Source organism: Cupriavidus pampae, from assembly GCF_914271485.1.
Taxonomy (GTDB): domain Bacteria; phylum Pseudomonadota; class Gammaproteobacteria; order Burkholderiales; family Burkholderiaceae; genus Cupriavidus; species Cupriavidus pampae.
Genome location: NZ_CAJZAG010000009.1, coordinates 209,241 through 235,751, shown reverse-complemented (window position 1 = coordinate 235,751; position 26,511 = coordinate 209,241). Strand labels below are relative to the sequence as shown.

Annotated in this window: 26 protein-coding genes; 4 read left to right on the top strand and 22 right to left on the bottom strand. The window is 65.7% G+C overall.

Annotation, left to right across the window (positions count from 1 at the left end):
- The 4 genes from LDO41_RS23270 to LDO41_RS23255 all read right to left on the bottom strand — a co-directional run bounded on the left by LDO41_RS23270 (position 1) and on the right by LDO41_RS23255 (position 4,038).
- On the bottom strand, positions 1–1,029 hold the full coding sequence (locus LDO41_RS23270) for a Bug family tripartite tricarboxylate transporter substrate binding protein (RefSeq protein ID WP_223992508.1): 1,029 nt from the start codon (positions 1,027–1,029) through the stop codon (positions 1–3).
- Between the two features lie 72 nt (positions 1,030–1,101).
- Complete coding sequence (locus LDO41_RS23265; protein WP_223992507.1) at positions 1,102–2,037, bottom strand: N-carbamoyl-D-amino-acid hydrolase; 936 nt, start codon at positions 2,035–2,037, stop codon at positions 1,102–1,104.
- Positions 2,038–2,212: 175 nt separating this feature from the next.
- A complete protein-coding gene (locus tag LDO41_RS23260) occupies positions 2,213–3,121 on the bottom strand; it encodes a LysR family transcriptional regulator (RefSeq protein ID WP_223992506.1) in 909 nt (302 codons plus the stop codon).
- Positions 3,118–4,038 (bottom strand): LysR family transcriptional regulator, encoded by a 921-nt coding sequence (locus LDO41_RS23255; protein ID WP_223992504.1) that lies wholly within the window; start codon positions 4,036–4,038, stop codon positions 3,118–3,120. The genes LDO41_RS23260 and LDO41_RS23255 overlap by 4 nt, the downstream gene beginning before the upstream one ends.
- Positions 4,039–4,216: 178 nt before the next feature.
- Here LDO41_RS23255 and LDO41_RS23250 point away from each other — a divergent pair, with 178 nt between their 5' ends.
- Both LDO41_RS23250 and LDO41_RS23245 read left to right on the top strand, forming a co-directional pair.
- Positions 4,217–5,503, top strand: coding sequence for an MFS transporter (locus LDO41_RS23250; RefSeq protein ID WP_223992502.1), 1,287 nt, complete (start codon positions 4,217–4,219; stop codon positions 5,501–5,503).
- Between the two features lie 57 nt (positions 5,504–5,560).
- On the top strand, positions 5,561–6,076 hold the full coding sequence (locus LDO41_RS23245) for a DUF1993 domain-containing protein (RefSeq protein ID WP_223992500.1): 516 nt from the start codon (positions 5,561–5,563) through the stop codon (positions 6,074–6,076).
- A 12-nt stretch (positions 6,077–6,088) separates the two neighbouring features.
- Here LDO41_RS23245 and LDO41_RS23240 read toward each other — a convergent pair whose 3' ends face one another.
- Positions 6,089–7,420 carry a PQQ-dependent sugar dehydrogenase gene (locus LDO41_RS23240; RefSeq protein WP_377742431.1) on the bottom strand — a complete coding sequence of 444 codons (1,332 nt, stop codon included), beginning with the start codon at positions 7,418–7,420 and terminating at the stop codon, positions 6,089–6,091.
- 17 nt (positions 7,421–7,437) lie between these two features.
- Entirely contained in the window at positions 7,438–7,926 is a 489-nt protein-coding gene (locus LDO41_RS23235) for a GFA family protein (RefSeq protein WP_223992498.1), read from the bottom strand.
- Positions 7,927–8,135: 209 nt separating this feature from the next.
- Here LDO41_RS23235 and LDO41_RS23230 point away from each other — a divergent pair, with 209 nt between their 5' ends.
- Entirely contained in the window at positions 8,136–8,480 is a 345-nt protein-coding gene (locus LDO41_RS23230; RefSeq protein WP_223992496.1) for a hypothetical protein, read from the top strand.
- Positions 8,481–8,516: 36 nt separating this feature from the next.
- Here LDO41_RS23230 and LDO41_RS23225 read toward each other — a convergent pair whose 3' ends face one another.
- From LDO41_RS23225 to LDO41_RS23205, 5 genes are all read right to left on the bottom strand, one after another.
- Positions 8,517–9,452 (bottom strand): LysR family transcriptional regulator, encoded by a 936-nt coding sequence (locus LDO41_RS23225; protein ID WP_223992494.1) that lies wholly within the window; start codon positions 9,450–9,452, stop codon positions 8,517–8,519.
- A 54-nt stretch (positions 9,453–9,506) separates the two neighbouring features.
- Complete coding sequence (locus tag LDO41_RS23220) at positions 9,507–10,412, bottom strand: 2-hydroxy-3-oxopropionate reductase (protein ID WP_223992492.1); 906 nt, start codon at positions 10,410–10,412, stop codon at positions 9,507–9,509.
- Between the two features lie 62 nt (positions 10,413–10,474).
- Positions 10,475–11,281, bottom strand: a complete 807-nt coding sequence (gene garL / locus LDO41_RS23215) for a 2-dehydro-3-deoxyglucarate aldolase (RefSeq protein WP_223992490.1) — start codon at positions 11,279–11,281, stop codon at positions 10,475–10,477.
- A gap of 36 nt (positions 11,282–11,317) precedes the next feature.
- Positions 11,318–12,412 carry a malate/lactate/ureidoglycolate dehydrogenase gene (locus tag LDO41_RS23210; RefSeq protein WP_223992488.1) on the bottom strand — a complete coding sequence of 365 codons (1,095 nt, stop codon included), beginning with the start codon at positions 12,410–12,412 and terminating at the stop codon, positions 11,318–11,320.
- 8 nt (positions 12,413–12,420) lie between these two features.
- The gene (locus LDO41_RS23205) at positions 12,421–13,437 is read right to left on the bottom strand and encodes a Bug family tripartite tricarboxylate transporter substrate binding protein (protein WP_223992486.1); all 1,017 of its coding nucleotides are present in this window, start codon (positions 13,435–13,437) and stop codon (positions 12,421–12,423) included.
- 214 nt (positions 13,438–13,651) lie between these two features.
- Between LDO41_RS23205 and LDO41_RS23200 the strand changes: the two genes are divergently transcribed.
- Positions 13,652–15,343 (top strand): thiamine pyrophosphate-binding protein, encoded by a 1,692-nt coding sequence (locus LDO41_RS23200; RefSeq protein WP_223992484.1) that lies wholly within the window; start codon positions 13,652–13,654, stop codon positions 15,341–15,343.
- Between the two features lie 24 nt (positions 15,344–15,367).
- Here LDO41_RS23200 and LDO41_RS23195 read toward each other — a convergent pair whose 3' ends face one another.
- From LDO41_RS23195 to LDO41_RS23145, 11 genes are all read right to left on the bottom strand, one after another.
- Positions 15,368–15,724 (bottom strand): hypothetical protein, encoded by a 357-nt coding sequence (locus tag LDO41_RS23195; protein ID WP_223992482.1) that lies wholly within the window; start codon positions 15,722–15,724, stop codon positions 15,368–15,370.
- 130 nt (positions 15,725–15,854) lie between these two features.
- Positions 15,855–16,952, bottom strand: a complete 1,098-nt coding sequence (locus LDO41_RS23190; RefSeq protein WP_223992480.1) for a porin — start codon at positions 16,950–16,952, stop codon at positions 15,855–15,857.
- Between the two features lie 185 nt (positions 16,953–17,137).
- A complete protein-coding gene (locus LDO41_RS23185) occupies positions 17,138–19,240 on the bottom strand; it encodes an acetate--CoA ligase family protein (RefSeq protein ID WP_223992478.1) in 2,103 nt (700 codons plus the stop codon).
- Between the two features lie 24 nt (positions 19,241–19,264).
- Positions 19,265–19,612 (bottom strand): Zn-ribbon domain-containing OB-fold protein, encoded by a 348-nt coding sequence (locus LDO41_RS23180; RefSeq protein WP_223992476.1) that lies wholly within the window; start codon positions 19,610–19,612, stop codon positions 19,265–19,267.
- The gene (locus LDO41_RS23175; RefSeq protein ID WP_223992474.1) at positions 19,609–20,748 is read right to left on the bottom strand and encodes a thiolase family protein; all 1,140 of its coding nucleotides are present in this window, start codon (positions 20,746–20,748) and stop codon (positions 19,609–19,611) included. The genes LDO41_RS23180 and LDO41_RS23175 overlap by 4 nt, the downstream gene beginning before the upstream one ends.
- A 4-nt stretch (positions 20,749–20,752) precedes the next feature.
- Entirely contained in the window at positions 20,753–22,006 is a 1,254-nt protein-coding gene (locus tag LDO41_RS23170; protein ID WP_223992472.1) for an ABC transporter substrate-binding protein, read from the bottom strand.
- A gap of 83 nt (positions 22,007–22,089) precedes the next feature.
- Complete coding sequence (locus LDO41_RS23165; protein ID WP_223992470.1) at positions 22,090–23,160, bottom strand: cyclase family protein; 1,071 nt, start codon at positions 23,158–23,160, stop codon at positions 22,090–22,092.
- A gap of 87 nt (positions 23,161–23,247) precedes the next feature.
- Entirely contained in the window at positions 23,248–24,060 is an 813-nt protein-coding gene (locus LDO41_RS23160) for an IclR family transcriptional regulator (protein ID WP_223992468.1), read from the bottom strand.
- A 183-nt stretch (positions 24,061–24,243) separates the two neighbouring features.
- Complete coding sequence (locus LDO41_RS23155; RefSeq protein ID WP_223992466.1) at positions 24,244–25,473, bottom strand: AI-2E family transporter; 1,230 nt, start codon at positions 25,471–25,473, stop codon at positions 24,244–24,246.
- Between the two features lie 207 nt (positions 25,474–25,680).
- Positions 25,681–25,830 carry a hypothetical protein gene (locus LDO41_RS23150; protein ID WP_223992464.1) on the bottom strand — a complete coding sequence of 50 codons (150 nt, stop codon included), beginning with the start codon at positions 25,828–25,830 and terminating at the stop codon, positions 25,681–25,683.
- Between the two features lie 212 nt (positions 25,831–26,042).
- Positions 26,043–26,507, bottom strand: a complete 465-nt coding sequence (locus LDO41_RS23145; RefSeq protein WP_223992462.1) for a hypothetical protein — start codon at positions 26,505–26,507, stop codon at positions 26,043–26,045.
- Positions 26,508–26,511: the final 4 nt, after the last annotated feature.

The following is a 26,511-nucleotide window of genomic DNA, read 5'->3' as shown; positions in this document are numbered from 1 at the left end:
TCAATCGAGCTTTTCGATACGCGCTTCGTCGATCAGCCTGCGCCAGCGTTCCGTTTCCTCGTTGATCGTCGCCTGGAACTCAGCCGGGCTGCCACCTGCGGGCACCGCACCGAGCTTGGCCAGTCCGTCGCGCACGACGTCGGTCTTGAGCGCCGCGTTGGCGGCCTGATTGAGTTTGTTCACCACGTCGGGCGGCGTGCCGCGCGGTGCCACCACGCCACCCCATGCCACGGTCTGGTAGCCCTTGAGCCCAGCCTCGTCGAGCGTCGGCACGCCGGGCAGGATCGGCAGCCGCTTAAGGCTGCTGACGCCGAGCGCGCGCACCTTGCCCGCGGCGATCTGCGGGCCAACTTCAGACGTATTGGCGAACAGGTAGTCGATGCGGCCGCCGAGCAGGTCCTGCAGCGCGGCCGGGCCGCCGTTGTACGGCACGAACAGCACGTCGATCTTCGCCATGCGGTTGAACAGTTCGCCGCCGAGGTGGCCAGTGGTACCGATGCCCGGCGCGCCGAACGACAAGGTGCCGGGCGCCTTCTTCGCGGCATCGATCAGGCCTTTGACATTCTGATAGGGCGCGTCGCTGCGCACGATCAGCACGTTGTAGAGGTCGAACGCATGCACGATCGGCACGAGGTCCTTGTCCACGTCATACGGCAGCTTCTTGAACAGCGAGCGATTGACGGCCAGCGTGTTCACGTTGCCGTAGCCGACGGTATAGCCGTCCGCGGCTTTGCCCTTGATCTGCAGAATGCCGATATTGCCGGCCGCGCCGGGGCGGTTCTCGATGACCATCGGCACGCCGAGCGTGCGCGTCATCTCATTGGTCACGAGCCGCGACAGCACGTCGGGTGAGCCACCGGCCGCCGACGGCACCACGAACGTGATGGGTTTGTCGGGCCAGGCCGCCAACGCGGGCAGCGAGAACGTTAGTGCCAGCGAGGCGCCAATGGCGGTGGTGGCAATGGTGGCCAGCCGCGTCAGCGATCGAATGCGCCGAAGCGGGCGCGAGGAATCAGTGCAAGGGAACATGCGGCGTCCTTCGAGGAGACTCAAGGGCAATCGTCGGGATGGGATGGAACAGGAATGCAACAAGCGTGCGCATCAGGGCAGCGGGTCGCCGACGCCTACGCGCTCGGTGATCAGCCGGTAGTGTTCGGGGCGCCGATGCTTCGCGAAATTGAAGACGTGCTGGCGGAAATGCTCGCCGAGCGTCAGGTCGGCGCTGACCGAGATGACTTCGTCCTCCTCGGTCAGTGCGCGCGCAACGATCTCACCGGTGGGAGCGACGATGACCGAATTGCCAATCATGTGATGGCCGTCCTCGCTGCCGCACTTGGCCGCAGCCGCCACCCAGATGCCGTTCTGATAGGCATTGGCCTGCAGCGAGATCAGATGCGTGGACGTGCGCAGATGCGCGGGTTCGTTCCAGTGGATGTTGCGCGACGGCGTGTTGTAGCCGAGCACCACGACTTCGGCACCTTGCAGCGCCATCACGCGATACGTCTCGGGCCAGCGGCGGTCGTTGCAGATGCACATGCCGAAGCGCGTGTCCTGGCTGTCGAACACGCGGAAGCCGAGATCGCCGACCTCGAAGAACTTTTTCTCGAGGTGCTGGAACGGCGCGTCGGGCTTGTGATCGCTATGGCCGGGCAGATGGATCTTGCGGTATTTGCCGACGATCGCGCCGTCCGCGCCGACGATGATCGACGTGTTGAAAGCCTGTCCCTCGGGCGTCAGTTCGGCATAGCCGAGATAGAAGCCGACACCGAGCTGCTTCGCTTCGTCGAACAACGGCTGCGTGGCCGGTCCGGGCATGCTGCGCTCGAAGAAGCGTTCCTGGGCTTCGGCTTCGTCCATCCAGTAGCGTGGGAAGAACGTGGTCAGCGCGAGCTCGGGAAACACCACGAACGTGGCGCCGCGGCCGCGCGCCTCGCGCATCATGTCGATCAGTCGGCGGACGACGGCGGCACGCGTGTCGGCCAGATGGACCGGCCCCATCTGCGCGACGGCAATGCCCAGGCTGCGCTTGGTGTTCATTCGAGTCCCGTGGTGTTGATTCGGATGCGAGCCATTATCGGAATCGCATGCGGGCACGTCGAATGACGGTTTGTACGTCGGTCTTAATCGCGACTTAAGGCGTTGCCCCGTGCTGGTGCGGTGCACATGGAGGGTGCGGCGTGCACGAATTCAGGGGTGGCGCGGGGTGGGGGGATTACGGAGCTGGCGGTGCGGCCACGTCATGCTGCGCGAGCACATTGCGCAGCACGCGAATGAAGGCTTCGGCAACGGGCGAGACGGATTCCGTGCGCAGATGGACCAGGTCCGCGACGATCGGCGCGGCATTCTCCACGGGCAGGATGCGAAAGCGTGCACCGGGCCAGCCGCGCAGCAGGAATTCATCGACGAGCGCAATGCCGGCGCCGGCATGGACGAGCGCACAGGCGGTATGCGGCAGGCCGGCCTCGATGGCGACGCGCGGACTCTCGCCCACCTCGCGATAGAGCTTGTCTATGCGCTGGCCGAACGGCGTGTCGGGCGGATAGGCGATCAACGGATACGGCAGCAGATCGGTGACGGTGACCGAAGTGCGCGTGGCCAGCGCGTGCGACGGTGGGCAGATGCAGACCACGCGGCTCGAGGCGAGCGGCGTCGTGGTCAGGCTGGGGTGGTCCATCGGCAGCGTGGAGACGCCCACCTCGATCTGCCGGTTCAGCAACTGCTCCTTGAGCAGCGCATGGGTCATGCACTGGAAATGGATGCGCACATCGGGGTTGCCGATATGAAACTGCGCGATGGCCTGCGGCACGAGCATCTGGCCGATACTGGGACTGGCGCCGACACTGATCAGGCCATGGCGGCGATCGGCAAGCTCATGAATCAGATCTTCGATGCGGTCGACGCCCCGATAGACCAGCTGTACTTCGTGATAGAGCCGGCGCGCCTCCTCGGTGGGATGGAGCCGACCCTTGATCCGTTCGAACAGCGGAAAGCCGAGACGGCTTTCGGTATAGGACAACATGCGGCTGACGGCGGGCACCGAGACGTGCAGCAGGCGCGAGGCGTCGCTCACGGAGCCCGTGCTCATGACTGCCCGGAATACCTCGATCTGCCGCAGGTTCATGCTGCCACTCCGCTCTCCACGTCTCTACGAGATGGGCGTGATGACGGCTTGCCGTGGAACTGGCGGATCAGGGCCAGAAACGCGTGCATGGCGCTGGTGGCGTAGGCATCTTCGCGGCGGATGAATAGCGTCTCTACCCGTGCCAGTTCGCGCGGCATGCGGTGCAGCGCGATGCGGCCCGCTTCGGCTGCGGGGGCTAGCACGCCGCGCGGTAGCAGCGTGACGCCGACGCCCGCCGAGACGCAGCTGACGATTGCATCGAGCGAGCCGAACTCGAGCGGCCGGGCCACCACGATGCCAAGGCTGGCCAGATACGATTCCAGCCGCTGCCGGTACGAGCAGCCGCTCTGGAACACGACGATGCGCGGATCGGGCAGCGATGCGAGCGCCCTGGGCGAGCGGATGGCGAGACTTGTGGCCAGCACCAGTTCCTCGGTGAACACGCATTCCTGATGCAGGTCCGGATGCGAGACCGGTCCCGCCACGAACGCGCCATCAAGTCGCGAGGCCGCGACATCGCGTACGAGGCTGGCCGTGCTGCCCGCCGTCACAGTCAGCCGCACGTCCGGATAGGCGCGCGCGAACTCGGTCAGCAGTGGCGACAGGCGCCATGCGGTGGTGGTTTCCAGCGAACCGAGGGCGAGTGTGCCGCCGGGCACGCCGTCATCGCGCGCAGCGGCCCGCGCTTCGGCAATCAGCCGCTCGATGCGCGGCACAAATGGCAGAATGCGCTGGCCGGCCGGCGTCACGCTGACGCCGCGCGCATGGCGCTCGAACAGTTGCGTGCCGAGCGATTCCTCGAGCGCGCGGATGCGCGCCGTTACATTGGACTGCACAGTATGTAGCTCCGCCGCGGCTTTGTTCATGCTGCCGTGCCGGGCCACGGCCTCGAAGGTTTTCAGGTCGGCTACGTCCATTTGGGTCTGGCTCCGGAGGTTGCTATCCAGCAATAGTCACGGCCAAGACTGTAGCGCGCTTCCGCCATTGATGCATGGCTATCAAGAAATCAGATAACCGTAATCTCCATTTTTTAGTTCTCAGGATTGCCGATTGCGCCTAGCCTTTGGCTATCTGCGATGGCGATGGATAGAAGCGATGACGAGCAAGGACGATATGGCGCTGGCGGCGCCGGGAGCCGGGAGCGCCGCGGCGGCGGCACCGGCCTTATCGCGGGTCGGCTACGCGGAACGCAATCACGCGTACTGGCGGCGCAACCTGTATGTCTGCGTGTTCGGCTCGTTCACGACGCTGATCAGCCTGAGCATGCTGCTGCCGTTCCTGCCGTTGTATGTGGAGCAGCTTGGCGAAACCTCGCCCGGAGCCATCGTGCAATGGTCGGCGGTGGCGTTCGGCGCGACATTCTTCGGTACGGCGATTACCGCGCCGTTGTGGGGCCGGCTCGCGGACCGCTTCGGCCGCAAGCCGATGCTCGTGCGCGCGGCCATCGGCATGGCCATCGTGATGTCGCTGATCGGCATGGCGCACACCGTGACGGAGCTGGTTGTGCTGCGGCTGATTGCCGGGCTGATCGGTGGCTATGCCTCGGCATCGATCGTCATGATCGGTACACAGGCGCCACGCGAACGCGCGGGCTGGGCACTGGGCGTGCTGTCCACGGGGGCGCTGGCCGGCAACCTGATCGGCCCGCTCGTGGGCGGCTTTCTGCCGGGTTTGGTCGGCATTCGCGGCACATTCTTTGTGGGCGGCGCGATCATCGCGGTGGCGGCGCTGGCCACGATCTTTCTGGTGCGCGAGGATTTCGATCGCAGCGTCGACACCAAGCCACGCGTGCAGACGGACGGCATGGCGGCCGATCCATCGCGGCGCATAGTGATCGTGGCGCTGCTGATCACCGCGATGATGGTACTGCTGGCGAATATGTCGATCGAGCCGATCATCACCGTGTATATCGGCGAGCTTGGCGTGCCGACGGCCAATCAGGCACGCATGGCAGGTATCGTGATGGCCGCATCCGCGTTTGGCAGCATGCTGACCGCGCCACGTCTCGGGGCGCTTGCCGATCGCGTGGGCAGTTGGAATGTGATCGTGGGCTGTCTGGTAGCGACCGCGGTGGTGATGGTGCCGCAGGCGTTCGTCACCGAATGGTGGCAACTGGCGATCCTGCGTGGCCTGATGGGCATGACGATTGCCGGGCTGCTGCCTTCGATCGCCAAGCTCGTGCGCCAGTCCGTCGATGAGAACCGCTCGGGCAAGACGCTGGGCTATCTGCAGTCGGCGCAGTTCTCAGGGCAGGTGATTGGGCCGCTGCTGGGCGGGCAGGTGGGGGCGCATATTGGGCTGCGCTATGTATTCATTGCCACGGCGGCGTTGCTGTTGCTGTGCGCGGGCCTGAACCGCTGGGTACGGCGTCGGCACGTATAGTGAATTTGCACTATCCTTTCGGCTGTCGTTTTACCTGCCCCCAAGGAGACAATGCCCATGAGCCAGACCCCGCTGTCGATGTACGACGCATCGATTCCCGTTTTTATCCGGTACCTGAACAACCTGTCGACGATTCTCGACAAGGGCGTCGCGCATGCGAAAGAGCAGGGCATCGATCCGCAGGAACTGCTCGACACGCGCCTGGTCGCGGACATGGACGCACTGCCAGCGCAGATTCAGCGCGCGAGCGATGCCGCCAAGGGTTGCGGTGCCCGCCTCGCGGGTCTGGAAGTGCCGTCGTTTGCGGATGACGAGGCGACGTTCGCCGACCTGCAGGAGCGCATCGCCAAGACGATCGGCTTCCTGAAGACGATTCGTCCCGAGCAGCTCGAAGGCAGCGAATCGCGCGCGATCGAGATCAAGATGCGCACGGGTCCCATCTCGTTCGACGGCAAGACGCTACTGCTGTCGTTCTCGATGCCGAACTTCTTCTTCCACGTGACCACCGCCTACGACATCCTGCGTCACAAGGGCGTGCCGATCGGCAAGAACGACTATCTCGGTCCGCGCTAAGTCTCGCTGAGCCTATTTGGAGCCGGATACGCGCCAGATGACGTTGCCGACATCGTCGGCAACGAGCAAGCCGCCGCGCTTGTCGATGGCCACACCGACCGGACGGCCCTGCGCATCGCCATCCTCGCTCAGAAAGCCGGTCAACACATCGAACGGTGCGCCGCTCGGCTTGCCTTGATCGAACGGCACGAAGATGACCTTGTAGCCCGAGCGCGGCTTGCGATTCCACGAGCCGTGCTGGCTCACGATCATGCCGTGCTGAAACTGCGCGGGCAGGCTGCTGCCTTGCGCCGAAGTCAGACCCAGCGAGGCCGTATGCGCGCCCACTGCGTAGTCGGGTGCGATCGCCTTGGCAACCATGTCGGGCGCAGGCGGCTTGACGCGTTCATCGACGTGCTGGCCGTAGTAGCTATAGGGCCAGCCATAGAAGCCGCCGTCACGCACCGACGTGATGTAGTCGGGCACGAGGTCGTTGCCAATCTCGTCGCGCTCGTTGACGGACGTCCATAGCATGCCGCTTGCGGACTCCCACGCCATGCCGTTGGGGTTGCGCAGGCCGCTTGCGAACACGCGATGCTGGCCCGTGCGCGGATCGATCTCCCAGATGGCCGCGCGGCCTACTTCCTTGTCCATGCCGTTTTCCGCGACGTTGCTGTTGGAGCCGACTGTCGCGTAGAGCCTGGTGCCATCGGGACTGGCGATAATGTTCTTGGTCCAGTGATGATTGAGCGGGCCGGCGGGCAGATCGACCACCTTCTGTCCCGGCTCGGCGATGCTGGTCTGACCCGGCGTATAAGGGAACCGCACCACCGCGTCGGTGTTGGCCACGTAGAAATCCGCGCCGACCAGCGCCATGCCGAACGGTGAGTTCAGGTTCTGCAGGAACACGGTCTTGACTTCGGCCACGCCATCGCCGTCCGCATCGCGCAGCAGCGTGATGCGATTCGCGCTCGGCACGGCGGCGCCCGCGCGCGTCATGAACATCTTGGAGAACCAGCCCTTGATGCCCTTGTCATCGTCGGGCTTGGGAGGAGAGTTCGACTCCGCCACCAGCACGTCGCCGTTGGGCAATACGTACACCCAGCGCGGATGATCGAGCTTGTCCGCGAACGCGGTCACGGTCATGCCTTCCGCGGGCACGGGCGTTTTCCCCGCGGACCAGCCCTTGGCCGTGGCGACATGGACGGTGGGAATGGTCTGCTTGTTCGGCGCCGGCAGTTGCGGACTGGGACCGAAGCCGGCCGACTCGGGCAGCTTGGACGATTCGCCGCAACCGGCGGCAAGCAGCGCTACCGCGATCATCGGCAGCGTGAGGGTGCGAACGCGGACCATGGGTTGTGCCATCGGGGATCTCCAGGAATTCATTCGGACAGCACGCCGTGGCGCACGTGCCAGTCATGCAGCGATTCGTGTGGCCAGGTGGCGGCGTGCCGATGGCCCTTGCCGCGCGGCACGTCGACCCACGGGGCGACGTAGTCGAGCCCGGCTTCCGTGACTTCGGGTGGTTTGGGCAGTGGGGTATCGATCGCGCTCGCGTGCGGATGGACGAGTTCGGGCCAGCGCGGATCCCACATCCACAGCGCGCTGCCGCATTGGATGCAGAAGTGCCGCTGGCTCTTTGAGCGTGTGGCGCGCTTGCCGGCTTCACGCATCACGGCGTGATAGATCGCGACGTTCTTTCTGCCACGCACACGCAGCGTGCGTGCATCGCCGCCGAGGTTGATGGCATAGCCGCCGCCGCCGGCGGTCTTGCGGCAGATCGAACAGTGGCAATGCATATACGGGTACGGCGAATCGGATTCGAGGCTGAATTGCACCGCGCCGCAGTGACAGGATCCTTCCAGATGCATGGTGCCTCCATAGAGGACGTCATCGTTCAGTGTGGTCCACGGGGCGCGCGTGCGCAAGCCGAAACGCGCCACATTGGCGTTGAACTGTGGCGCTGTCGGGCGATGTCTGTCAGTGCCGACGAGTTTTTGTAAGGAGATGTGTGAATGCGGCACGCAGGGCACGATCACGCTTCTAAACTTCGGTCACCACAACTTGAGAGAGGCCTCTTATGACGAAGAAGAACCTTACCCTCCGTACCACCACGCTGGTTGGCGCGCTGGCCGCCGGCCTGATGTCCATGACCGCGTTTGCACAGACTACCGCGCCGGCTACGGGCGCCACCGGTGCCAACACCGTGCCGCCGGGCTACACGCAGGTGCAGCCGCCGAAGGATCCGCTGGTTGAGCGCCGTGAGGCACGCCGCGAGGCAAGTCAGGAATACTCGGCGCAGAAGAAGGCCGCCAAGTCCGAATACAAGCAGGACGTGGGCGCCGCCAAGCAGGAGCGCAAGGACGCCTACAAGGCCGCCAACGAGAATGCCAAGCAGGACCTGCAGCAAGGTACCAAGCAGTAATGCGGCGGTATTGAGCGTTGCGCGTCGGGCGCGTGCCTACACCAGGCGCGCGCCCGGCCACGCGCCTGACATCACGATATTGCGCACGGACATACGGACGGCCTGCATGATGTCCCACAGTTCGGGTACCGGCGGCCGGTTGCGCGCGGTGGTCAACGCGACCTGACGCGTCACCACCGGATCGACGATGCGCGCCGAATGCAGGCGCCCCTGCGCCACGCGATCGGCGACCGCTGCGAACGGCAGCATCGTCGCCCCACACCCATCCTCCACCAGACGCATCGCCACGGTATTCGAGGCATCGCACTCCAGTGTCATATTGAGTGCGGTGCCGACGCGCGCGGCCAGCGTTTCCGCGAGCACACGCAGACCGTGGCCGGTACTGGGCAGAATCATCGGTAGCTCACCAAGGCGTCGCGCGGGGAACGTTGCGCCCAGATGGCTCCATGAGGTCGGTGTGACCAGCGTGAGGTCTTCCTCGAGCAGCACGTCGACCTTGAGCGCGCCCTGTTGCTCGGGCAGATAGAGCAATGCCACGTCGATCTCCCCGGCCGCGAGCCAGGCGAGGATTGGGCTGGCGAGACCTTCGACGAAGCGGACTTTCGTCGCCGGAAAGCGTTGCTTGAGCGCGGCCGCGATGGCGGCGAACGCGGTGTTGGCGATGGTCGGCTGCGCGGCGATGACCATCTGCGCCGGGCCATTTGCAGTGGACGCGCGCACCGCCGCGCGCGCTTCGGTGAGCGTGCTCGCCACCTGGCGCGCATAGGTCAGCAGCGTGTTGCCGGCTTCGGTCAGCACCACGCCGCGACCGCTGCGATGGAACAACCGCGCATCGAGCGCGGCTTCGAGCCGGGCGATCTGCCGGCTGACCGTGGACTGGTCGGCGCCGAGCTCGAGCGCGGCGCGCGAGATGCTCTGCGTGTTGGCCACGCAGACAAAACACGCGAGATCGTCCGAGTTCAGTGTCGACATGCGCGCGGCCTTTCAGGCATTGAACATCAGACGTTGAACATCAGACGTTGAACATCAGGCCTTGGCGGCCTTCGGCTTGTCGCCGATCTGGAACGATGCCATATGTTCGAGCGCGCGCACCATGCCCGAGTGATCCCATGCCCCGCCGCCTTGCGCCACGCACACGCTGAACAGCTGCTGCGCGGACGCGGTGTTCGGTAGCGCCATGCCGAGCGCCTTGGCGGTGGACAGCGCGAGGTTCAGATCCTTCTGGTGCAGTTCGATGCGGAAACCCGGATCGAACGTGCGCTTGATCATGCGTTCGCCGTGCACCTCGAGGATGCGCGAGCTGGCAAAGCCGCCCATCAGCGCCTGCCGCACGCGGGCCGGATCGGCACCGGCCTTGGCCGCGAGCACCAGCGCCTCGCCAACGGCCTCGATGGTCAGCGCCACGATGACCTGGTTGGCCACCTTGGCCACCTGACCGTCGCCGACATTGCCCACCAGCGTGATGTTCTTGCCCATCAGTTGCAGCAGCGGCAGCACGCGATCGAACACCTCTTGCTTGCCGCCGCACATGATCGACAGTGTGGCGGCCTTGGCGCCAACCTCGCCACCGGACACCGGCGCATCGACATATTCGGCGCCGAGCTGTTCGACGCGCGCGGCGAACTCGCGCGTCTCGATCGGCGAGATCGAGCTCATGTCGATCACCGTCTTGCCCCTGGAGAGGCCTTCGGCCACGCCGCGCTCGCCAAACAGCACGCGTGCCACGTCGGGCGTGTCCGGCAGCATCAGCACGATGACGTCCGCCTCGCGCGCGACGTCGGCCGCGCTGTCGCGCGACTGCATGCCCGCGTCCAGCAGATCCTGCGGCACGCCGCTGCGTGTGTGCGCGAATACGGTATGGCCGCCTTGCTGCAGATGGAGTGCCATGGGCTTGCCCATGACGCCGAGTCCGATAAATCCGATCTTGCTCATGTCACATTCCAGTCAGTTGTCTGTGAAGCCGCGAGTCTAATCCGCGCAGTTAAGCCGCGCAGTTAATCCGCAAATTTCTGGCGCAGCGCGCGCGTGGCGTCGCGGAGCAGGCCATGGTCGAGGCCCACCGCAACGAAATGCGCGCCCATGTCCAGATAGCGGCGCGCGTCGGCCTCGACCGGCGTCAGCGTGCCGATGGCCTTGCCCGCGCGATTGGCCGCATCGTAGATGCGCTGCACCGCTTCCTGGACTTCGGGGTGATTGGTGTTGCCGAGGTGTCCGTACGCAGCGGCAAGGTCGTTCGGGCCGATAAAGATGCCATCCACGCCGGGTTCCGCGCAGATCTCGTCGATCGCTTCCACGCCCTTGCGGCTTTCCACCTGCACCAGCACACAGATGTTCTCGTTAATGGTCTTGAAGAAGTCCGGCAGCGTGCCATAGCGGTTCTGGCGCTGAATGCCGGACACGCCGCGAATGCCGTCGGGCGGATAGCGCGTGGCGCGCACCGCGCGCCGTGCTTCCTCGGCCGATTCGACGAACGGCACCAGGAAGTTGTAGAAGCCGATGTCGAGCAGGCGCTTGAGCATGACCGGGTCATTCCACGGCGGGCGGACCACGGGTGCGCTGACGCTGTCCTTGAGTGCCATCAGTTGCGGCACGAAGGTCAGCACATCGTTGGGCGAATGCTCGCCGTCGAGCAGAATCCAGTCGAAACCAGCCAGACCGACGATCTCGGTGGTGATCGGATGGCCGAGCGAACTCCAGCAGCCGATCAGACGCTTGCGCGCGAGGATGTCCGCGCGGAACTTGTTTGGCAGTGGCGACAGATGGGGCAGGTGGGCGGGTTCGTTCGGTTGGGTAGTGCTCATGAGTGTCTCCTGGTGTACAGCGTCCAGCGGTTTTTTTCAGTCCAGCGCGAGGTGCGTGAGCGGGCCCGGCGATTTGCCGCGCGACTGCAGCACCCTTGCCGCGGCATCGTCGAGCTGCGACAGCGTGCCCGCATCGATCGGAATCGTTTCGGCGCGCAGCTGGCGCCATTGGCGCTCGGGGTCGCCCGGGAACAGAATGTCCTCGGTACCCGGTTGCAGGCGCGAAGCCTTGACCCACTCGACAAAGGCTTCCACCTCGTGGCCAAAGGTGGTGCTGGTGCCAAGCCGCGCGGGGTCGAACACGATCGCGAGCATGTTGTTCCAGACCGCATGCTCGTGCGTGAGCGTTTCCGGCCGGATGGTGTGGCCACCAGTGACGGCGGCGCCCAGCAGTTCGCACATCATCGCGAGCACATAACCCTTGTGCTCGCCGAACGTGCGCAGCGCGCCGTGTGGGCCGCCGGGGCCGGGAAACATGATCGCCGGATCGTTGGTCGGGTTGCCGTGATCGTCGATCAGGCAGCCCGGGGGCACCGGCACGCCCTTGTTGTTGGCCACGCGCACCTTGCCGAGCGCGATCGCGCTGGTGGCAAAGTCGAGGATCAGCGGCGGGCGGCCGGGAATTGGCACGGCGATCGTGAACGGATTGGTGCCGAAGCGCGCGTCGTAGCCGCCGTGCGGTGCGACGATCGGCTTGGACAGCACGTTGACGAAGTGGATCGAGATCAGGCCCGCTGCCGCGGCCTGCTCGGCCCAGTGCCCGACACGGCCCAGATGGTGCGCGCGGCGCAGCCCCATGACGCAGACGCCGTGCTCTTTCGCGCGTGCGATGCCGATGCGCATCGCTTCCTCGGTCAAGGCCTGGCCCATGCCGCGATTGGCATCGAGGCTGACAATGCCGCCCGATTCATGCACCACGCTCACGCGCTGGTTCAGTTGCAGCTGATCCGCCTGCCAGGACAGCACGTACTTGGGAATCATGCCCACGCCGTGCGAGTCGTGCCCAGACTGATTGGCGAGCACGAGGTGATCGGCGGTCAGCCGCGCTTCGCGCGCGTCCGAGCCAGCGGCAAGCCACAGGTCCTGTACCCACTGGTGCAGGGCGGCGGCGGGAATGCGATGTTCGCTCATGCTGTCGATTACTCCAGTCGGATGTTGGCTACCTTGATCAGCTGCGCCCATTTGGCGACTTCGCTTTTCTGGAACGCGCCCAGTTCGGCCGGGCCCGCGCCGGACGGCTCCACGCCGAGCGCGGCCAGGCGCTGGCGCATATCGGGTTCGCGGATGATCTTGCCGATCTCGGTTGCCAGCTTGTTGACGATCGGAGCCGGCGTGCCGGCGGGCGCGAAGATGGCCTGCCACGACACGATCTCGTAACCCTTGAGTCCGGCTTCGGCAACGGTCGGCACATCGGGTAGCTCGGCCGCGCGCTTCGGACCGGTGGTGGCCAAGGCGCGGAACTTGCCGGACTGGATCATCGGCACCGCGGCCACGCTGTTCTCGAACACGAGGTCTACCTGATTGCCGAGCAGGGCCTGCACGGCCTGGCTGCTGCCCTTGTAAGGCACGTGGGTCAGCTTGAGGCCGGCCATGTTGGCAAACAACTCGGCCGACAGATGCTGCGAGGTGCCATTGCCCGACGAGCCGAAGTTGATCGCACCCGGTTTGGCCTTGGCGGCGGCGATCACGTCCTCCACCGATTTCCACGGGCTGCTGGCATTGACCACCAGTACATTGGGCAGCGTGCCGATCAGCGCGACCGGCTGGAAGTTCTTCACCGGGTCGTACGGCATTTTCGGATACAGGCTCACATTGATCGAATGCGAGCTGATAGTGCCGCCGACCAGCGTGTAGCCATCGGGCGCGGCCTTGGCCACGTAGTCGGAGCCGATGTTGCCGCCGGCGCCGGGGCGGTTTTCCACGACGATCGATTGACCGAGCACCTGCGACAGGCGCTGGCCGATCAGGCGACCCAGCAGATCGGTGGTGCCACCCGCGGCGAACGGCACGACGTAATTGATCGGCTTGGAGGGGTATTTGTCGGTCGATTGCGCCTGAGCCTGCGGCGCCACGGTCATGCAGCCAATCATGCAGCCAAGGCAGAGCGCGGCCAACAGCGGCCGCAACCCGCGCGGCATGCGGTGGGAAAAGGGCATTGCGTGGTCTCCTGTTGCTGTGTAGTTTTCAGGGCGTCGTAAATGATCTTCTGTGGATCTGCGCCGTCAGCAAATCTACACGCCCATGTGCGATGCCGTCTTGCAGAATTTGCATAACAGAAATGCACGATAGACCGCGCGATGCGTATCGTCAAACGGAACAATCGCAGACAATAGGTTTTTGTCGTCCACCCCCACATCTTCACGCTTCGTCATGACCGCTTCGGATTCTTTGTCCTCCGCTTCCCCCAAGGCCCGCACCGGTGGCCGCGTCCTTGTCGATCAATTGCGCATTCACGGCACCGAGCGCATCTTCTGCGTGCCCGGCGAAAGCTTTCTCGACGTCCTGGACGCGCTGCATGACGAGCCCGCGATCGACCTCGTGGTATGCAAGCACGAGGGCGCTGCCGCCAATATGGCCGAGGCCGATGGCAAACTGACCGGCGCGCCCGGCATCTGCTTTGTGACGCGCGGGCCCGGCGCCACGCATGCCAGCATCGGCGTGCATATCGCCCAGCAGGACTCGACGCCGATGATCATGTTCGTCGGCCAGATCGCGCGCGAGCACAAGGGGCGGGAGGCCTTCCAGGAGGTCGACTACGCGGCGGTGTTTGGGACGCTGGCCAAGTGGGCGGTGGAGATCGACGATCCGAAGCGCATTCCCGAGGTCGTCGCGCGCGCGTTTCAGGTGGCCACATCGGGCCGTCCCGGTCCCGTCGTGATCGCGCTGCCGGAGGACGTGCTGGACAACCTGTGCGAATGCACCGATGCGGCACCGTATCGTGTGGTGGCCGCCGCGCCGCGTCCCGAGGACACGGCCGCGCTGGCCCAGGCACTGGCCGAGGCGAAGCGCCCGGTGGTGATTGCCGGTGGCGCCAACTGGACCGAGGCGGCCGCGCGCGATTTCGCCACGTTTGTGAAAACGTGGAACCTGCCGGTGGCGTGCGTGTTCCGTCGTCAGGATACGTTCGACAATCGCGATCCGCATTACGTGGGCCACCTGAGCCTCGGCGTGAGCCCGAAGCTTGCGGAACGCGTCAAGGGCGCGGATCTGATCATCGCGTTTGGCACGCGCCTCGGCGATATCGCCACAGACAGCTACACGCTGCTGCAGGTGCCGCGCCCCGTGCAGAAGCTCGTGCATATCCATGCGGACAACGCGGAGCTGGGTCGTGTCTATCAGGCCGATCTGCCGATTCATGCGGGCGTGGCGCCCGGTGCCGCGATGCTGGCCTCGCTGCAACCCACGGCCACGCCGGTCTGGGGTGAGTGGACCGCGGGCGCGCGTGCCGAGCACGAGGCGTTTGTGACCGTGCCCAAGCCGCATGCCGAGTTGACTGGCGTCGATATGGCCGCCGCGATGGCGCACCTCAACGAGGTGCTGCCAGCCGACTCGATCCTGACCAATGGCGCGGGCAACTATACGGTCTGGCTGCATCGCTTCTATGCGTACAAGCAACCGCGTACCGAACTCGCGCCGACCTGTGGCGCGATGGGATATGGCCTGCCGGCGGCGATCGCGGCCAAGCTGCGTTCGCCCGAAAAGACGGTGATCGCACTGGCCGGCGATGGCTGCTTTCTGATGTACCCGCAGGAGATCGCGACGGCGGCCGCGCATGGCGCCAATCTGATCATCATCGTGGTGAACAACGGCATGTACGGCACGATCCGGATGCATCAGGAGCGCCGTTATCCGGGACGTCAGAGCGGCACGACGATTCCGTCGCCGGACTTTATCGGCATGGCGCGCGCGTGCGGCGCGCTGGCGGAGCGGGTGGAGAAGACCGCGGACTTTCCGGCCGCGCTGGCAAGGGCGCGTGCCGCCAATCAACCGGCGCTGATCGAGCTCGTGACCGATCCGCTGCAGATTACGCCGGCCATGCGCGTGACCGACCTGCCGGCCTGAGTTCCAACCCGCTCGACGCGGATATCAGAACAGGGAGCCCTGCAGGCGCGACGGCAGGCGATGATTCATGCCGCTACGCGTCTGCACGGGGTGAGAGGCGCCCACAGTGCTGGTTTGGGCGGCGGCTCCCAGAATCTGGCGAATCCTCGCCAGATGGCGTTCGCCCACCGCACGGTGCATCCGCGCGGCTTCGTCGCGAAACGCACGGCGGGTCGGCGGACGCAACCCGAGGGTGCGGCAAACTGTTGAAAGATAAGGCTTTTCACCTTCGGTGGCCGCTTTGCGCGCGGCGCTTTGCAGCGCCGCGTCGCCTACGCGTACGCGCAGCCAGCCCAATACCTGACGGTCGTATTCGTTCTGCACCCGAATCAGCTGTTCCATCACGGACTCCGGAAATTTCCCGATACTGTGGATTCATACAGTTACTGTAAATATATACAGTGATCGGGAAATTTCAAGGCCGGATGTTGCGTCCGATGTTGCGTTGCCACATCGGATGCGTCCGAAGCGATCAGAACCGGTGGCGGATACCGATGACCGCGCCGAACTGGTTCTGGCCTGCGCCAACCTGTTCCGTCGTGTTCACCAGCGTGGTCGCGGACCGGTTCAGCGAGGGGCCGAAGCCGCTCAGGCTCAGGTTGGAGTTCTCGCGATTGCGCGTAAAGCCGAACACCGTGTACAGATCCGTGCGTTTGGAGAATGCATACGAGCCGGACAGCACAAAGCTGTACGGGTCGCCGCCGCTGTTGCGCACGTCGGTGTAATAGGCGACGCCAGTTACCGCGATGACCGGGGTCAGCTGGTATTGCACGCCGGCCCAGTACAGGTTGGTGCGCAGCGAGCTGGTGGTGAAGTCGCCGTAGTACCAGCGATAGCCCACGAACGCCTTGGCTGGGCCGAACGTGTAGGTGCCGGCGATTGCGGCGCGGCGTTCGCGGTTGTCGTCGGTGGTCAGCGTGCTGCCGTGAAGGTCGTCATAGACGACGCGCAATGCCAGCGGACCGGCGGCATAGCCGACCGACGCGCTCATCTCGCGACCAGCCTTGTAATCGCCCGGAATTTCTCCACCCGCCGTGCTGTCGTAGCCGGTGCTATAGAGCAGGCCGTAGTAAATGCTGCCGGTCTGGCCCGAGAATTTGACCGAGTTGTCGGAGCGGCTCGACATCCAGCGATCGTGCATCAGCAGCGAATAACGCGTGGCGATCGCCATCGGGTCGAACGCATTGGAGAAGTCGTAGACCAGATTCTGATGGCGTCCCAGCGTCAGCGTGCCAAAGCGTTGCTGCAGGCCGACGTAGGCCTGGCGGCCGAACAGGCGGCCACCCTGGTTGGCGACGCCCGTGTCGGAGTCGAAGCCGTTCTCGAGCAGGAACACCGCGGCCAGGCCGTCGCCAAGCTCTTCGCGGCCACGCAGGCCCCAGCGGGAGGTCGACAGATTGCCGGCCGACATGCGTACGGTGGCGGCGCTGCTGTTGCCGGCGCGCGGCAGGTGGTTGATGTATTCGATGCCGTCGTCGACGACACCATAGAGGGTGATCCCGCTCCCCTGGGCGGAAGCGATGGCTGGCAGCATGGACAGTGCCGCCAGGCAGGCATGATGGGCTTTCATTCTATGAGTCCTTATTGTGGCAGCCGCGCGTGCGCATCCGAAGGGCTCGCGGCACGCGGGCTGCCCAATGTAACGGCATGTATTCCTGATGTCATAGGCCAGTATTGCCGACACTGTATTCCTGCCCATGAACAATAGGAGCCCTTGCGCGGGACTGCCACCATCCCCATATGCCTGCCGCCGACTCAACGCCCTGCGACGTCTCCCGTGGCGACCTCGATCAGCGCATCGACGACGACCGCGCCCTCGGGGCCAGCCATCACCGGGTTGAGATCCACCGAGGCAATGGCGCCGCGCGCCTCGTGAACCATGCGGCCAACGCTGGCCGCCAGCGTGCACAACGCGTCCAGATCGATGGGCTGATCCCCGCGCACGCCGCCCAGCAGCGGCGCGATGCGCAGTGTCGACAGCGCCCGTTTCACCGCTGCGGGCGTGGCCGGAGCCAGCAGCAGCGCGGTGTCGCGCAGCACTTCGACGTACTTGCCACCGTCGCCTACAAGCAACACTGCGCCGAAGGTCGGATCCCAATGCGCGCCGACCATCAGTTCACGCTGCCCACGCGTCATGCGCGCGACCAGTACGCCTTCGCAGTTCGCCTGCATCGATGCCAACGTGCGGGTTTGCCCATCGAACGCGCGCCGGATGGTATCGGCGTCGTTGCAATGCAGCATGACCAGACCGTGCTCGCTCTTGTGCGGTACCTGTGGCGAACTGGCCTTGACGGCGACCGGCGCGCCGATCTTCTGCCATGCGGCCACCGCTTCGTCGGCCGTGCGGCACAGTACGTGCTCGACCACGTTGACGCCGGCCTCGGCCAGCCGGGCGAGGCTGGCGGCCTCGGATAGCGTGTGGGTCTTGCCAGCTTGCGGGTGCGTCGCCACCGCGGCCGGCAGCGGGGGTTCCTCGGCCACGATACGCAGCAGCGCCTGGTGACCGGCCAGTTGATGGAATGCGGCAAGGGCATCAGCCGCATTCTCGAAGGTCGGCACGCCGGCTTCGCGGAATACGCTGGCGACCGATTCCTGCCATGCGGCCACGGCAATCGGCTTGCCAGCATGGTCGGCAAAGTGCGCGGCGTCGCGGGCAAAGCGCGGGACGTCGTAGCCCATGCCGGCCACCGGAATATCGAGCAGGAACAGATCCGCGGAAGGATCTTCAGCCACGACCGGCAGTACGTCGCCGAACAGCGCGCTGTTGGTCAGCAACGCGGCGGTGACGTCCACCGGATTGGCGGTGGCGGCAAAGCCGGGCAGACGCGCGGCCAGCGCGGTCTGCGTCGCGTCCGAGAGCGGGGCGATCGGCAGGCTCAGCGTGTCGGCGGCATCGGCCGCCATCACGCAGCTCGCGCCCGAATTGCTGACGACGACGAGGTTGCGTCCCGATGGTTGCCAGCCGCGCAGATACAGCGATGCGCAGCGTGCAAGCGCATGCGCGTCGTCCGCGCGCCAGATGCCGTGCCGCGCCAGAAACGCGTCCACGGCACGGTCCTCACTGGCCATCGCGCCGGTATGGGAAGCGGCTGCGCGCTGGCCCGCGCCGGTGCGGCCGGCCTTGACGGCGACCACCGGCACGCCGCGCGCGCGGGCCACTGCGGCGGCCTGCGCCAGCATGTCGGGGTCCGACAGGCTTTCCAGATAGAGCAGCAGCAGCTTGACGTCGGGATCGTGGGCCACGGCAAGGGCCAACTCGCTCACCGTGACGTCGGCCTGATTGCCGGTGGCATGCACGTGTCGCACGCCGATGCCTTGCCCGCGCAGCAGGCCGTACACCATCGCCGCCATACCGCCGCTCTGGCTGACCACGGCCACTGGGCCATCCTTGGGCGGCACCTCGATAAACATCGTTGAGAAGCTGGCTACCGCGCCATTGCCAAAGTTCGCGAGGCCCTGACTGTTGGGCCCCACGATACGCAAGTTGGCCGCGCGCGCGATGCGCACCATCTCGTCCTGCTGGCGCTTGCCTTCCTCGCCTGCCTCGCCGAACCCCGATGCGATAACGATGGCCGACGCCACGCCGAGTCGCGCGCAGTCACGCACCGCCTGCACCGCGGCGTCGCCGCCGATCACGATGATGGCGAGGTCGGGCACCGCGGGTAGCGCGTCGAGCGAGGGGAACGACGGAATGCCCTGAATCGTTTCGCGTTGCGGGTTGACCGGATAGATCGTGCCCGCGTAGCCGTGTTGCTTCATGTAGTGGATCGGACGGCCGCCGATCTTGTGGATGTTGTCTGAAGCGCCGATCACGGCGATCGAGGCGGGCGAGAGCAGGGAGTCGAGCTGAGTGGACATGTACGGGAGAAGTCGGATATCGGGTCAATCGAAGCGCAGCAGCGTGCTGTCGCCAAATGCCATGAACGACGCGCGCACGCGGTCGCCAATGCGGGCGCCGGGGGCCGCATGGCCCATCACGCGCGGGCCTTCGTCGAGCGTGGCGAGCACGAGCGTGTAGGGGGCCAGCGCGCGGAACGCTTCAGTCGGCGCGCGCGAGACCTCGGTCACCGCAAAAACGGTGGCGCGGCCGCTGGCATCGCGCCAGTGCAGATCCGTGCTGCCGCAGGCGCGACACGCCAGCCGCGTCAGCGGTTGCCAGGCGTCGCACGCCGCGCAGCATTGATAGCGCACCACGCCGGCGGCCAGACCTTCGGTGTAGGGATGCGTCATGCGGTCTCCAGAATCAGGCTGACGTGGGAAGACAGCACGCCGCCGTCCGCGTGGAACAATGCCCGTCGTTTGGGCGCAATCTGCCGCGCGCCGGCGCGGCCCGCGAGCTGGCGGCTGGCTTCGGCCAGATGCATCAGGCCACCGGCCACGCCCGAGTGGCCGAACGCGAGCAGGCCGCCATGCGTATTGAGCGGCAACGCGCCGTCGACGCCGAAGTCGCCGGCACGCAACCGTTCGATGGCGCGGCCGCGCGGGGCGATGCCCAGTTCTTCGAGCAGCATCACGAGCGTGATCGTGAACGAGTCGTAGATCGCCAGCAGATCGATATCGGCCACTGTGCAGCGTGCCTCCGCGAACGCGCGTGCGGCGGCATCGGCGGCGCCCGAGTCCATCACGCTCTCTATCGCGCTCAGGTGCTGGTGCCGATGGGCCTGACCCGCGCCCGCGATGCGCACCGGCACGCCCGCGCCGGGCTCCGCGGACACCACCACGGCCACGGCGCCGTCGGAGATCGGGCAGCAATCGGAGAGCCGCAGCGGGGCCGCGATCCATTTGGCGGCGAGAGCGTCCGCCAGGGTCATCGGATCGCGCAGATGGGCGTCGGGATGACCGCCCGCGTGCGCGCGCATCAGCACCGCGAACTCGGCCAGCGCGTCGGCATCGAGCCCGGTCTCGTGCAGATAGCGCGAGGCCAGCAGCGCGTAGTACGCGGGCACCGACGCGCCGTTGGGCACCTCGATCGCGGGCTCTCCAACCTGCGCGAGCGTCTGCATCGACTGGTCGCGACTCTGGCCGGAGAGGCGGTTCTCGCCGGCCACCACGAGCACATTGCGACAGCGGCCGCCGCGCACGAGGTCGTGCGCGAGCATCGCCATCAACCCGCCCGTGGCACCGCCGCCGGCCATGCCGTGGGCATAGGCCGGCGACAGCGAGGCGGTCTCGCAGAACAGATCGGCGAGCATCAGATGCGGCAACGTGGTGGCATAGCCGCACAGCACGCCATCCACGTCTTCGCGTTGCAGGCCGGCCTGCTCCAGCGCGGCGGAGGCGGCCTCGGCCATCAGCGTGAGCGGCGTGCTGCCGGGGAGTCTGCCGAAAGGCGTGTTGCCCACGCCGCGTACGTAACTGAGTGTCATCGGTCTATTTTTTCAGCAGGGGACATTGCGATTTCGAGGCCGGCATAAAGGCCTGGTCGCCGGGAACGGTGGCCAGCACCTTGTAGTAGTCCCACGGGTACTTGGACTCGGACGGCGCCTTGACCTCGAACAGGTACATGTCGTGGATCATGCGGCCGTCCTCGCGGATGCGGCCGTTCCTGGCGAAGAAGTCATTGATCGGCAGCGACTTCATCTGTTTCATCACTGCTGCCGTTTCATCGGTGCCGGCGGCCTGCACCGACTTGAGGTAATGAGTCACCGACGAATACACGCCCGCCTGGCTCATATTGGGCATCTTCTTGACCTTGTCGAAATAGCGGCGTGACCATGCGCGGGTCTGGTCGTTCATGTCCCAGTAGAACGCCTCGGTCAGCACGAGGCCCTGCGCGGTCTTGAGGCCGATCGCGTGGATGTCGTTGATGTACAGCAGCAGGCCCGCCATGCGCTGCGCGTTGTTGCGCGTGAGGCCGAATTCCGACGCGGCCTTGATCGCATTGACGGTATCGCCACCGGCATTGGCAAGGCCCACGACCTGGGCCTTGCTGGCCTGCGCCTGCAGCAGGTACGAGGCGAAGTCGCTGGCGCCGGTCGGATGCCGGGCGGCGCCGAGCACGGTGCCGCCGGCTTCCTGCACGACCGTGGTGGCCGACTGCTGCAGTGTGTGGCCGAACGCGTAGTCGGCCGTCAGGAAGTACCACGTCTTGCCGCCGCGCTGGACCATCGCCTTGGCCGTGCTGTTGGCCAGCGCGTAGGTGTCATAGGCGTAATGGACCGAGACCGGCGTGCACAGGTCATTGGTAATGCGTTCGGTGCCCGGGCCGGAGAACACGACGATACGGTTCTTCTGCTTGGCCACGTCGAGCACCGCGAGCGCGGGCGCGGAGGCGGCCACGTCGAGGATCGCGTCCACATGATCGGTATCGAACCATTCACGCGCCTTGTTGGCGGCGATATCGGCCTTGTTCTGGTGATCGACGACCACGAGCTCGATCTTCTTGCCGAGCACCTTGCCACCGAAGTCGTCGATGGCCATCTGCGCCGCGGCCGCGCTGCCGCGGCCGGTTACATCGGCATACAGCCCGCTCATATCGAGCAGCAGGCCCATTTTGACGACATCGTCGGAAATGCCGGGTTTGGACTGCGCGGCGGCGGGGCCGACCGGCAGCGCGCCGAGTGCGGCGAGCGCGCCGATCAGCACGAGCGCGCCGCTGGCTTGGCGGCCAAAGGGAATACGCATGGTTGTCTCCTGAGGTCTTGTTGTTGGCACTGCGAGAGGTACAGCGGAAATCGGACTACACCGAGCGGGCTACACCGAGCGGGCTACACCGTGGCGATCGGCGTGACCGGCGAGCCCACCGCGCCGGGTAGTCGCAGCGGCGGGGCGGTCAGCATGAAGCGGGTGCGCCGATGCGCGCGCAGCCAGTCCGCCAGTTCCCTGAGATACCAGAGTTCGCCAAGCGGCAGGCCCAGCTTGAACAGACAGTGATGGTGCAGCGGTAGCAGCGGGTGATAGGCCTGATCGGCGGGCGCGGGACGGGCCGGAAAGCGCTCCACCGCGTAGTTGTCGGCGATAAGCGCGGCGATGCCCGCGTCGGTAATCCATTGCAGCAGCCGTTCATCGCGACCATCGAGCGCGCAGCAGCTGTGATGCAGCACCTGTTCGTCGGGGTCGCGCGCCATCGACAGCACGACCTCGGCAAAGCCCGTGCGCAGCAGCAGCATGTCGCCGGCTTCCACTTCGACGCGATTGGCCTCCATCGCGCGCATCAGGTCGTCGTAGCCGATATTGCGGAAGTCGGTGCCGAACACGTGCGCGAGGTCGATCAGTACGCCGCGCCCCTGCATGCCCTTGACCGCGAAGTTCTCGATGCCGAGTGCGTCGGCGTGGCTGTGCTCGTGCCCGCACGGGTGCGCGGCAAAGTGATCGTCCTCGGCGTACTCCATCGGGCCCACGATGTCCGTGTTGGCGCGATAGCCGTTGTAGTACACGCGTTCGGCGCGGCCGTCGCCATCCGCGTCGAACAGCGCGCCGACGTGGGCCAGCGAATCCCATTGCGTCGAATACTGCAACGACAGCAGGACCTGGTCGTCGCTGATCACGTCGGTCGCGGCCGGATTCACCTTGGCCAGCGGGAAGTTCACGTAGGGGATGGCTTCGCCGGGCTGGTCCACGCGATATGTGGGCCGCAGCACGGGCGGATGCCGGCGCGGATTGAGCTTGTTGCCGCCCGGATAGTCGAGCGGCAGCGACAGGCAGAAACTGAGGCCGGCCTGAATCTCGCGCGCACCCCTGACCACCTGCTCGGGCCCTAGCAGATTGACTCGACCCAATTGATCGTCGGGGCCGAAGTCACCCCAGTTGGAACCTTCCGGACGTTGCTTCCAGCGCATGCGGTCAAGCCTCCTCGGTGATTTGGGTTCAGATGCGGGCGGTTCAGGTGTCGTGGTGGTTCAGGTGCGCATCGCTCATGCGCCCCGTCATGCCGCCTTGTCTGTCGCCGCGGTGCGGGGTGCCGGGGCTGTCCTCGTCGGGACGGGCGCGCGGCCGCGCCACGTGGCGCAGATCGCATCGGCCTCGCGGTGCAGTGCGCGCGCGATGGTCGCCTCGCGCTCGAGAATGCGTTCGTTGAGCGCGGCCATGCTGATGGCGCCGAGCGGATACCCGTTGGCATCGGGTAGCGCGATCGCAATGCCGCCCATGCGCTCCACCACGACGTCGAGCAGCACCGCATAGCCGCGTTCGCGCGTGGCCTCCACATGGCGGCGCAGCACGTCGGCGTTGAGGCGCGGATAGCGGCGTAGCGAGGGGGCGATGCAGCCGAGTACGGTCTCGAGCTCGTTGTCGGGCAGGGCAGCCAGCAGCGCCAGGCTGCCGGCGCCGACGCCAAGCGGGCGGCGGCTGCCGATATCGAGGTAATTCGCGCGGATCGGGAAGGTGCCCAGGCGCAGTTCGATGCAGACCGACTCCCAGCCGCTGGGCACCGACAGGATCGCCGAGTCCTCGAAAGCGTTGGCCAGGCGGATCAGCGCTGGCCGCACCACGGGTCGCAGGTCGAAGCGGCGCTGCGCGGCCGACTGCAGCGTCAGCCATTCGGGTCCCGGCGAGAAGGCCTTGGTGTCGGGGTCGCGCTCGACCAGACCTTCCGCCACGAGCGTCTCGAGCAGGCGCAGCGCCGACGCCTTGTCGACGCCGGCCGCCGCGGCCACGTCGGTCAGGCGGGTGTGGCGCGTATCCGAAAGGGCGCGCAACAGCCGGCAGGCCTTCTGCAGGGATGTGCTGGGTGTTGTCACGCAAGGTCTCCGATTATTGGAATTTCGCCACGTGAAACTCGCGAGGCGGCTTCCGTGGCGTATTGTTGCCACTTTATAGGCGAAGCGATGACGCAGGTCATTCTGCGCTGCGTCAAAGTTTTGCGGGATGAAACTCAGGAGGGAGGATTCGCCAGACCTATTCGCCAGACCTATTCGCCAGGCCTATTCGCCAAGAAACTCGGCAAGGACTTCCAGACCTTCGACGTGATCGGCGATGACCTTGGCGATAACGGCAAGCGGAATCGCCAGCAGCATGCCCCACGTGCCCCAGAGGAACGTGAACAGCAGCAGCGCGACGAACACGGCCACGGCGTTCATACGCGCCATGCGGCCCGTCATCCAGGTGGTGACCACGGAGCCGATCAGTGTGGCGATAGCCAACGAACCGCCCGCAGCGGCGGCCACCATGCCGATCGTGCCGAACTGCATGAACGCGGCCACGCCAAGGCAGGCCGAGATCAGCACCGCGCCGAAGTACGGCACCAGATGCAGCGCGGCGGCGGCCACGGCCCACGTGCCGGCATTGTTGACCCCCAGCCATTTGAGCAGCAGCCAGGTGCAGGCGCCGAGCGCCGCATTGGTGACGACCAGCATCACCATGTAGCGCTGGATCGAGCGGTTGATCTCCGCCAGCATATGCACGCTGATCTTCTTCTGGCTGATGGTCTTGCCCGCCATCTTGATGAACTTGCGCTTGAACATGTCGCCCGCAAGCAGCAGGAACCAGGTCAGGAACAGAATCGCGGTGGCCTGCGCGACGATCGAGAAGACGCCCGCCGACCCCAGCCACAGCACATTGCTGAGACCGTCGCTAGAGCGCTCGACGACCACCTGCGGCGCGCGTGCCGGCACCGGCTGCCCCGCGCCGCTGAGCACGGTGGCGGCGCGGCGGACCTTCTGCACCATCGACTCGTTGCCGGTCATCAACTCGCCCAGCGAGCGTGACAGCTTGCTGGCGATGGCCGGCAACCGGTCGACGATCGATTCAACCTGACCCTGCAGCAGATAGGCGATGCCCCCCAGTAGGGTGACTGCCGCCAACAGCACGAGTGTGGCGCCAATGCTGCGCGGCACACGATACCGTTGCAAAGCCTCCACGGCGGGGTCGAGCAGATAGGCGATGACGACCGACATGACAACGGGCACGAGGAACGTGCGCGACACGTGCAGCGCATAAAGCGACGCGAGGGTGGCCAGTATGACCAGTGCAATGCTGGAGCGCCGCAGTGCGCGTGCCGACGGAGAGTCTTCGGAGGCGATGAACGGCTGTGCGATGGGCAATTGCGCATCGTCACCGGATGCCGTAACCGTAACCGGTTCGATGGGCGGCACCTGCGGCGAGGGCGCCGCAGGCGAAGGTGAGGAGGGTGCGGGCGGCACGACGGCTGACATGGGGGCGCGTTAGAGAGTCGAAGCAAACAGGCACGAAGCCTCTGCTAACACGATAGCCAACCGGATGCGGCGCGCTGTCGGCGCGTCACGCCTGCGCCTGTAGGACAGCGGCTCGCCAGAAAAGAAAAAAGCCCGGCAGAAACACAGACCGGGCTAACAAGGGAAGCGGTGATGTCGAACCGCGTGATGCGCTTGCGCTACCTCACGCTATCGACGGTCCTCGCCCTGCGTACGCGTGCCAGGCTTCAGCACGTGCTGCCGCAGCAGCGGATCATTCTTGAGCACCCAGCGGGCGCCGTAGGCCAATGCAACGATGCAGGCCAGCATATACGCAACGATCGCGGTCAGAGTCATCATGGGTCTTCACGGATGAGTATGAGGGTTGCGACCGCGCAGTCATTCGATATTGAATACGGGCGGGCCGGAATGTGACCCGGATTGTAGGGAACGCTGTCACGCTTGGCGTCTGAATCTTTTTACAAGCCGATCTAAGCGCGACTAATATCGCGCGAATGTTCGACGCCGTTGTAAGCGGGTTGAAAGAAAATCGCCACCCGTTCGAGTCGGAATTATCCGTAACACCCGAAATCGTATTGCTGCGCGCGCAGCGCGTGATGACTTTCGCGGTAACGACGCGAGCCTTCGTAGGTGGGAGATTCGACGATCGCGCGTTCACTGGCGCGCAGCTGGAACTCGAGCAACTGACACTCGGCCCAGAAGTTGTTCTGCGCGATGCGATACCGTTGCTGATCGAGCGTCCACTGCTGGTCACGCTCGCGCGCCACGGCGGCAACCGTGCGTGCTACGACCGCGTCCTGCTGCCGGGTGGCGGGTGTTGGGCGTGGCACCGTCGTGATATTGGATCGCATGCTGGCGGTGACGTTGGTGTATCCCGCCGGGCAGCTGCCATTCTGGTAGAGGATGCCGTTCGGACCCTGGCATTTGGTGACGGCATGCGCCACGTTGGCCGTGGCGAGCAGCAGCAGGGACAAGGCCAGCGGCCGGATGGAAGAAGAGATGGGCAACCCGAGCATGGCA

Bases quoted from the DNA above. Each gene is read 5' to 3' on its own strand.
- LDO41_RS23205 (WP_223992486.1), bottom strand. From the start codon at position 13,437: ATGCCCTTTTCCCACCGCATGCCGCGCGGGTTGCGGCCGCTGTTGGCC.
- LDO41_RS23200 (WP_223992484.1), top strand. From the start codon at position 13,652: ATGACCGCTTCGGATTCTTTGTCCTCCGCTTCCCCCAAGGCCCGCACC.
- LDO41_RS23195 (WP_223992482.1), bottom strand. From the start codon at position 15,724: ATGGAACAGCTGATTCGGGTGCAGAACGAATACGACCGTCAGGTATTG.
- LDO41_RS23255 (WP_223992504.1), bottom strand. From the start codon at position 4,038: ATGGACGTAGCCGACCTGAAAACCTTCGAGGCCGTGGCCCGGCACGGC.
- LDO41_RS23250 (WP_223992502.1), top strand. From the start codon at position 4,217: ATGACGAGCAAGGACGATATGGCGCTGGCGGCGCCGGGAGCCGGGAGC.
- LDO41_RS23150 (WP_223992464.1), bottom strand. From the start codon at position 25,830: ATGATGACTCTGACCGCGATCGTTGCGTATATGCTGGCCTGCATCGTT.
- LDO41_RS23230 (WP_223992496.1), top strand. From the start codon at position 8,136: ATGACGAAGAAGAACCTTACCCTCCGTACCACCACGCTGGTTGGCGCG.
- LDO41_RS23225 (WP_223992494.1), bottom strand. From the start codon at position 9,452: ATGTCGACACTGAACTCGGACGATCTCGCGTGTTTTGTCTGCGTGGCC.
- LDO41_RS23190 (WP_223992480.1), bottom strand. From the start codon at position 16,952: ATGAAAGCCCATCATGCCTGCCTGGCGGCACTGTCCATGCTGCCAGCC.
- LDO41_RS23145 (WP_223992462.1), bottom strand. From the start codon at position 26,507: ATGCTCGGGTTGCCCATCTCTTCTTCCATCCGGCCGCTGGCCTTGTCC.
- garL (WP_223992490.1), bottom strand. From the start codon at position 11,281: ATGAGCACTACCCAACCGAACGAACCCGCCCACCTGCCCCATCTGTCG.
- LDO41_RS23165 (WP_223992470.1), bottom strand. From the start codon at position 23,160: ATGCGCTGGAAGCAACGTCCGGAAGGTTCCAACTGGGGTGACTTCGGC.
- LDO41_RS23155 (WP_223992466.1), bottom strand. From the start codon at position 25,473: ATGTCAGCCGTCGTGCCGCCCGCACCCTCCTCACCTTCGCCTGCGGCG.
- LDO41_RS23235 (WP_223992498.1), bottom strand. From the start codon at position 7,926: ATGCATCTGGAAGGATCCTGTCACTGCGGCGCGGTGCAATTCAGCCTC.
- LDO41_RS23245 (WP_223992500.1), top strand. From the start codon at position 5,561: ATGAGCCAGACCCCGCTGTCGATGTACGACGCATCGATTCCCGTTTTT.
- LDO41_RS23210 (WP_223992488.1), bottom strand. From the start codon at position 12,412: ATGAGCGAACATCGCATTCCCGCCGCCGCCCTGCACCAGTGGGTACAG.
- LDO41_RS23260 (WP_223992506.1), bottom strand. From the start codon at position 3,121: ATGAACCTGCGGCAGATCGAGGTATTCCGGGCAGTCATGAGCACGGGC.
- LDO41_RS23170 (WP_223992472.1), bottom strand. From the start codon at position 22,006: ATGCGTATTCCCTTTGGCCGCCAAGCCAGCGGCGCGCTCGTGCTGATC.
- LDO41_RS23240 (WP_377742431.1), bottom strand. From the start codon at position 7,420: ATGGCACAACCCATGGTCCGCGTTCGCACCCTCACGCTGCCGATGATC.
- LDO41_RS23185 (WP_223992478.1), bottom strand. From the start codon at position 19,240: ATGTCCACTCAGCTCGACTCCCTGCTCTCGCCCGCCTCGATCGCCGTG.
- LDO41_RS23270 (WP_223992508.1), bottom strand. From the start codon at position 1,029: ATGTTCCCTTGCACTGATTCCTCGCGCCCGCTTCGGCGCATTCGATCG.
- LDO41_RS23180 (WP_223992476.1), bottom strand. From the start codon at position 19,612: ATGACGCATCCCTACACCGAAGGTCTGGCCGCCGGCGTGGTGCGCTAT.
- LDO41_RS23175 (WP_223992474.1), bottom strand. From the start codon at position 20,748: ATGACACTCAGTTACGTACGCGGCGTGGGCAACACGCCTTTCGGCAGA.
- LDO41_RS23265 (WP_223992507.1), bottom strand. From the start codon at position 2,037: ATGAACACCAAGCGCAGCCTGGGCATTGCCGTCGCGCAGATGGGGCCG.
- LDO41_RS23220 (WP_223992492.1), bottom strand. From the start codon at position 10,412: ATGAGCAAGATCGGATTTATCGGACTCGGCGTCATGGGCAAGCCCATG.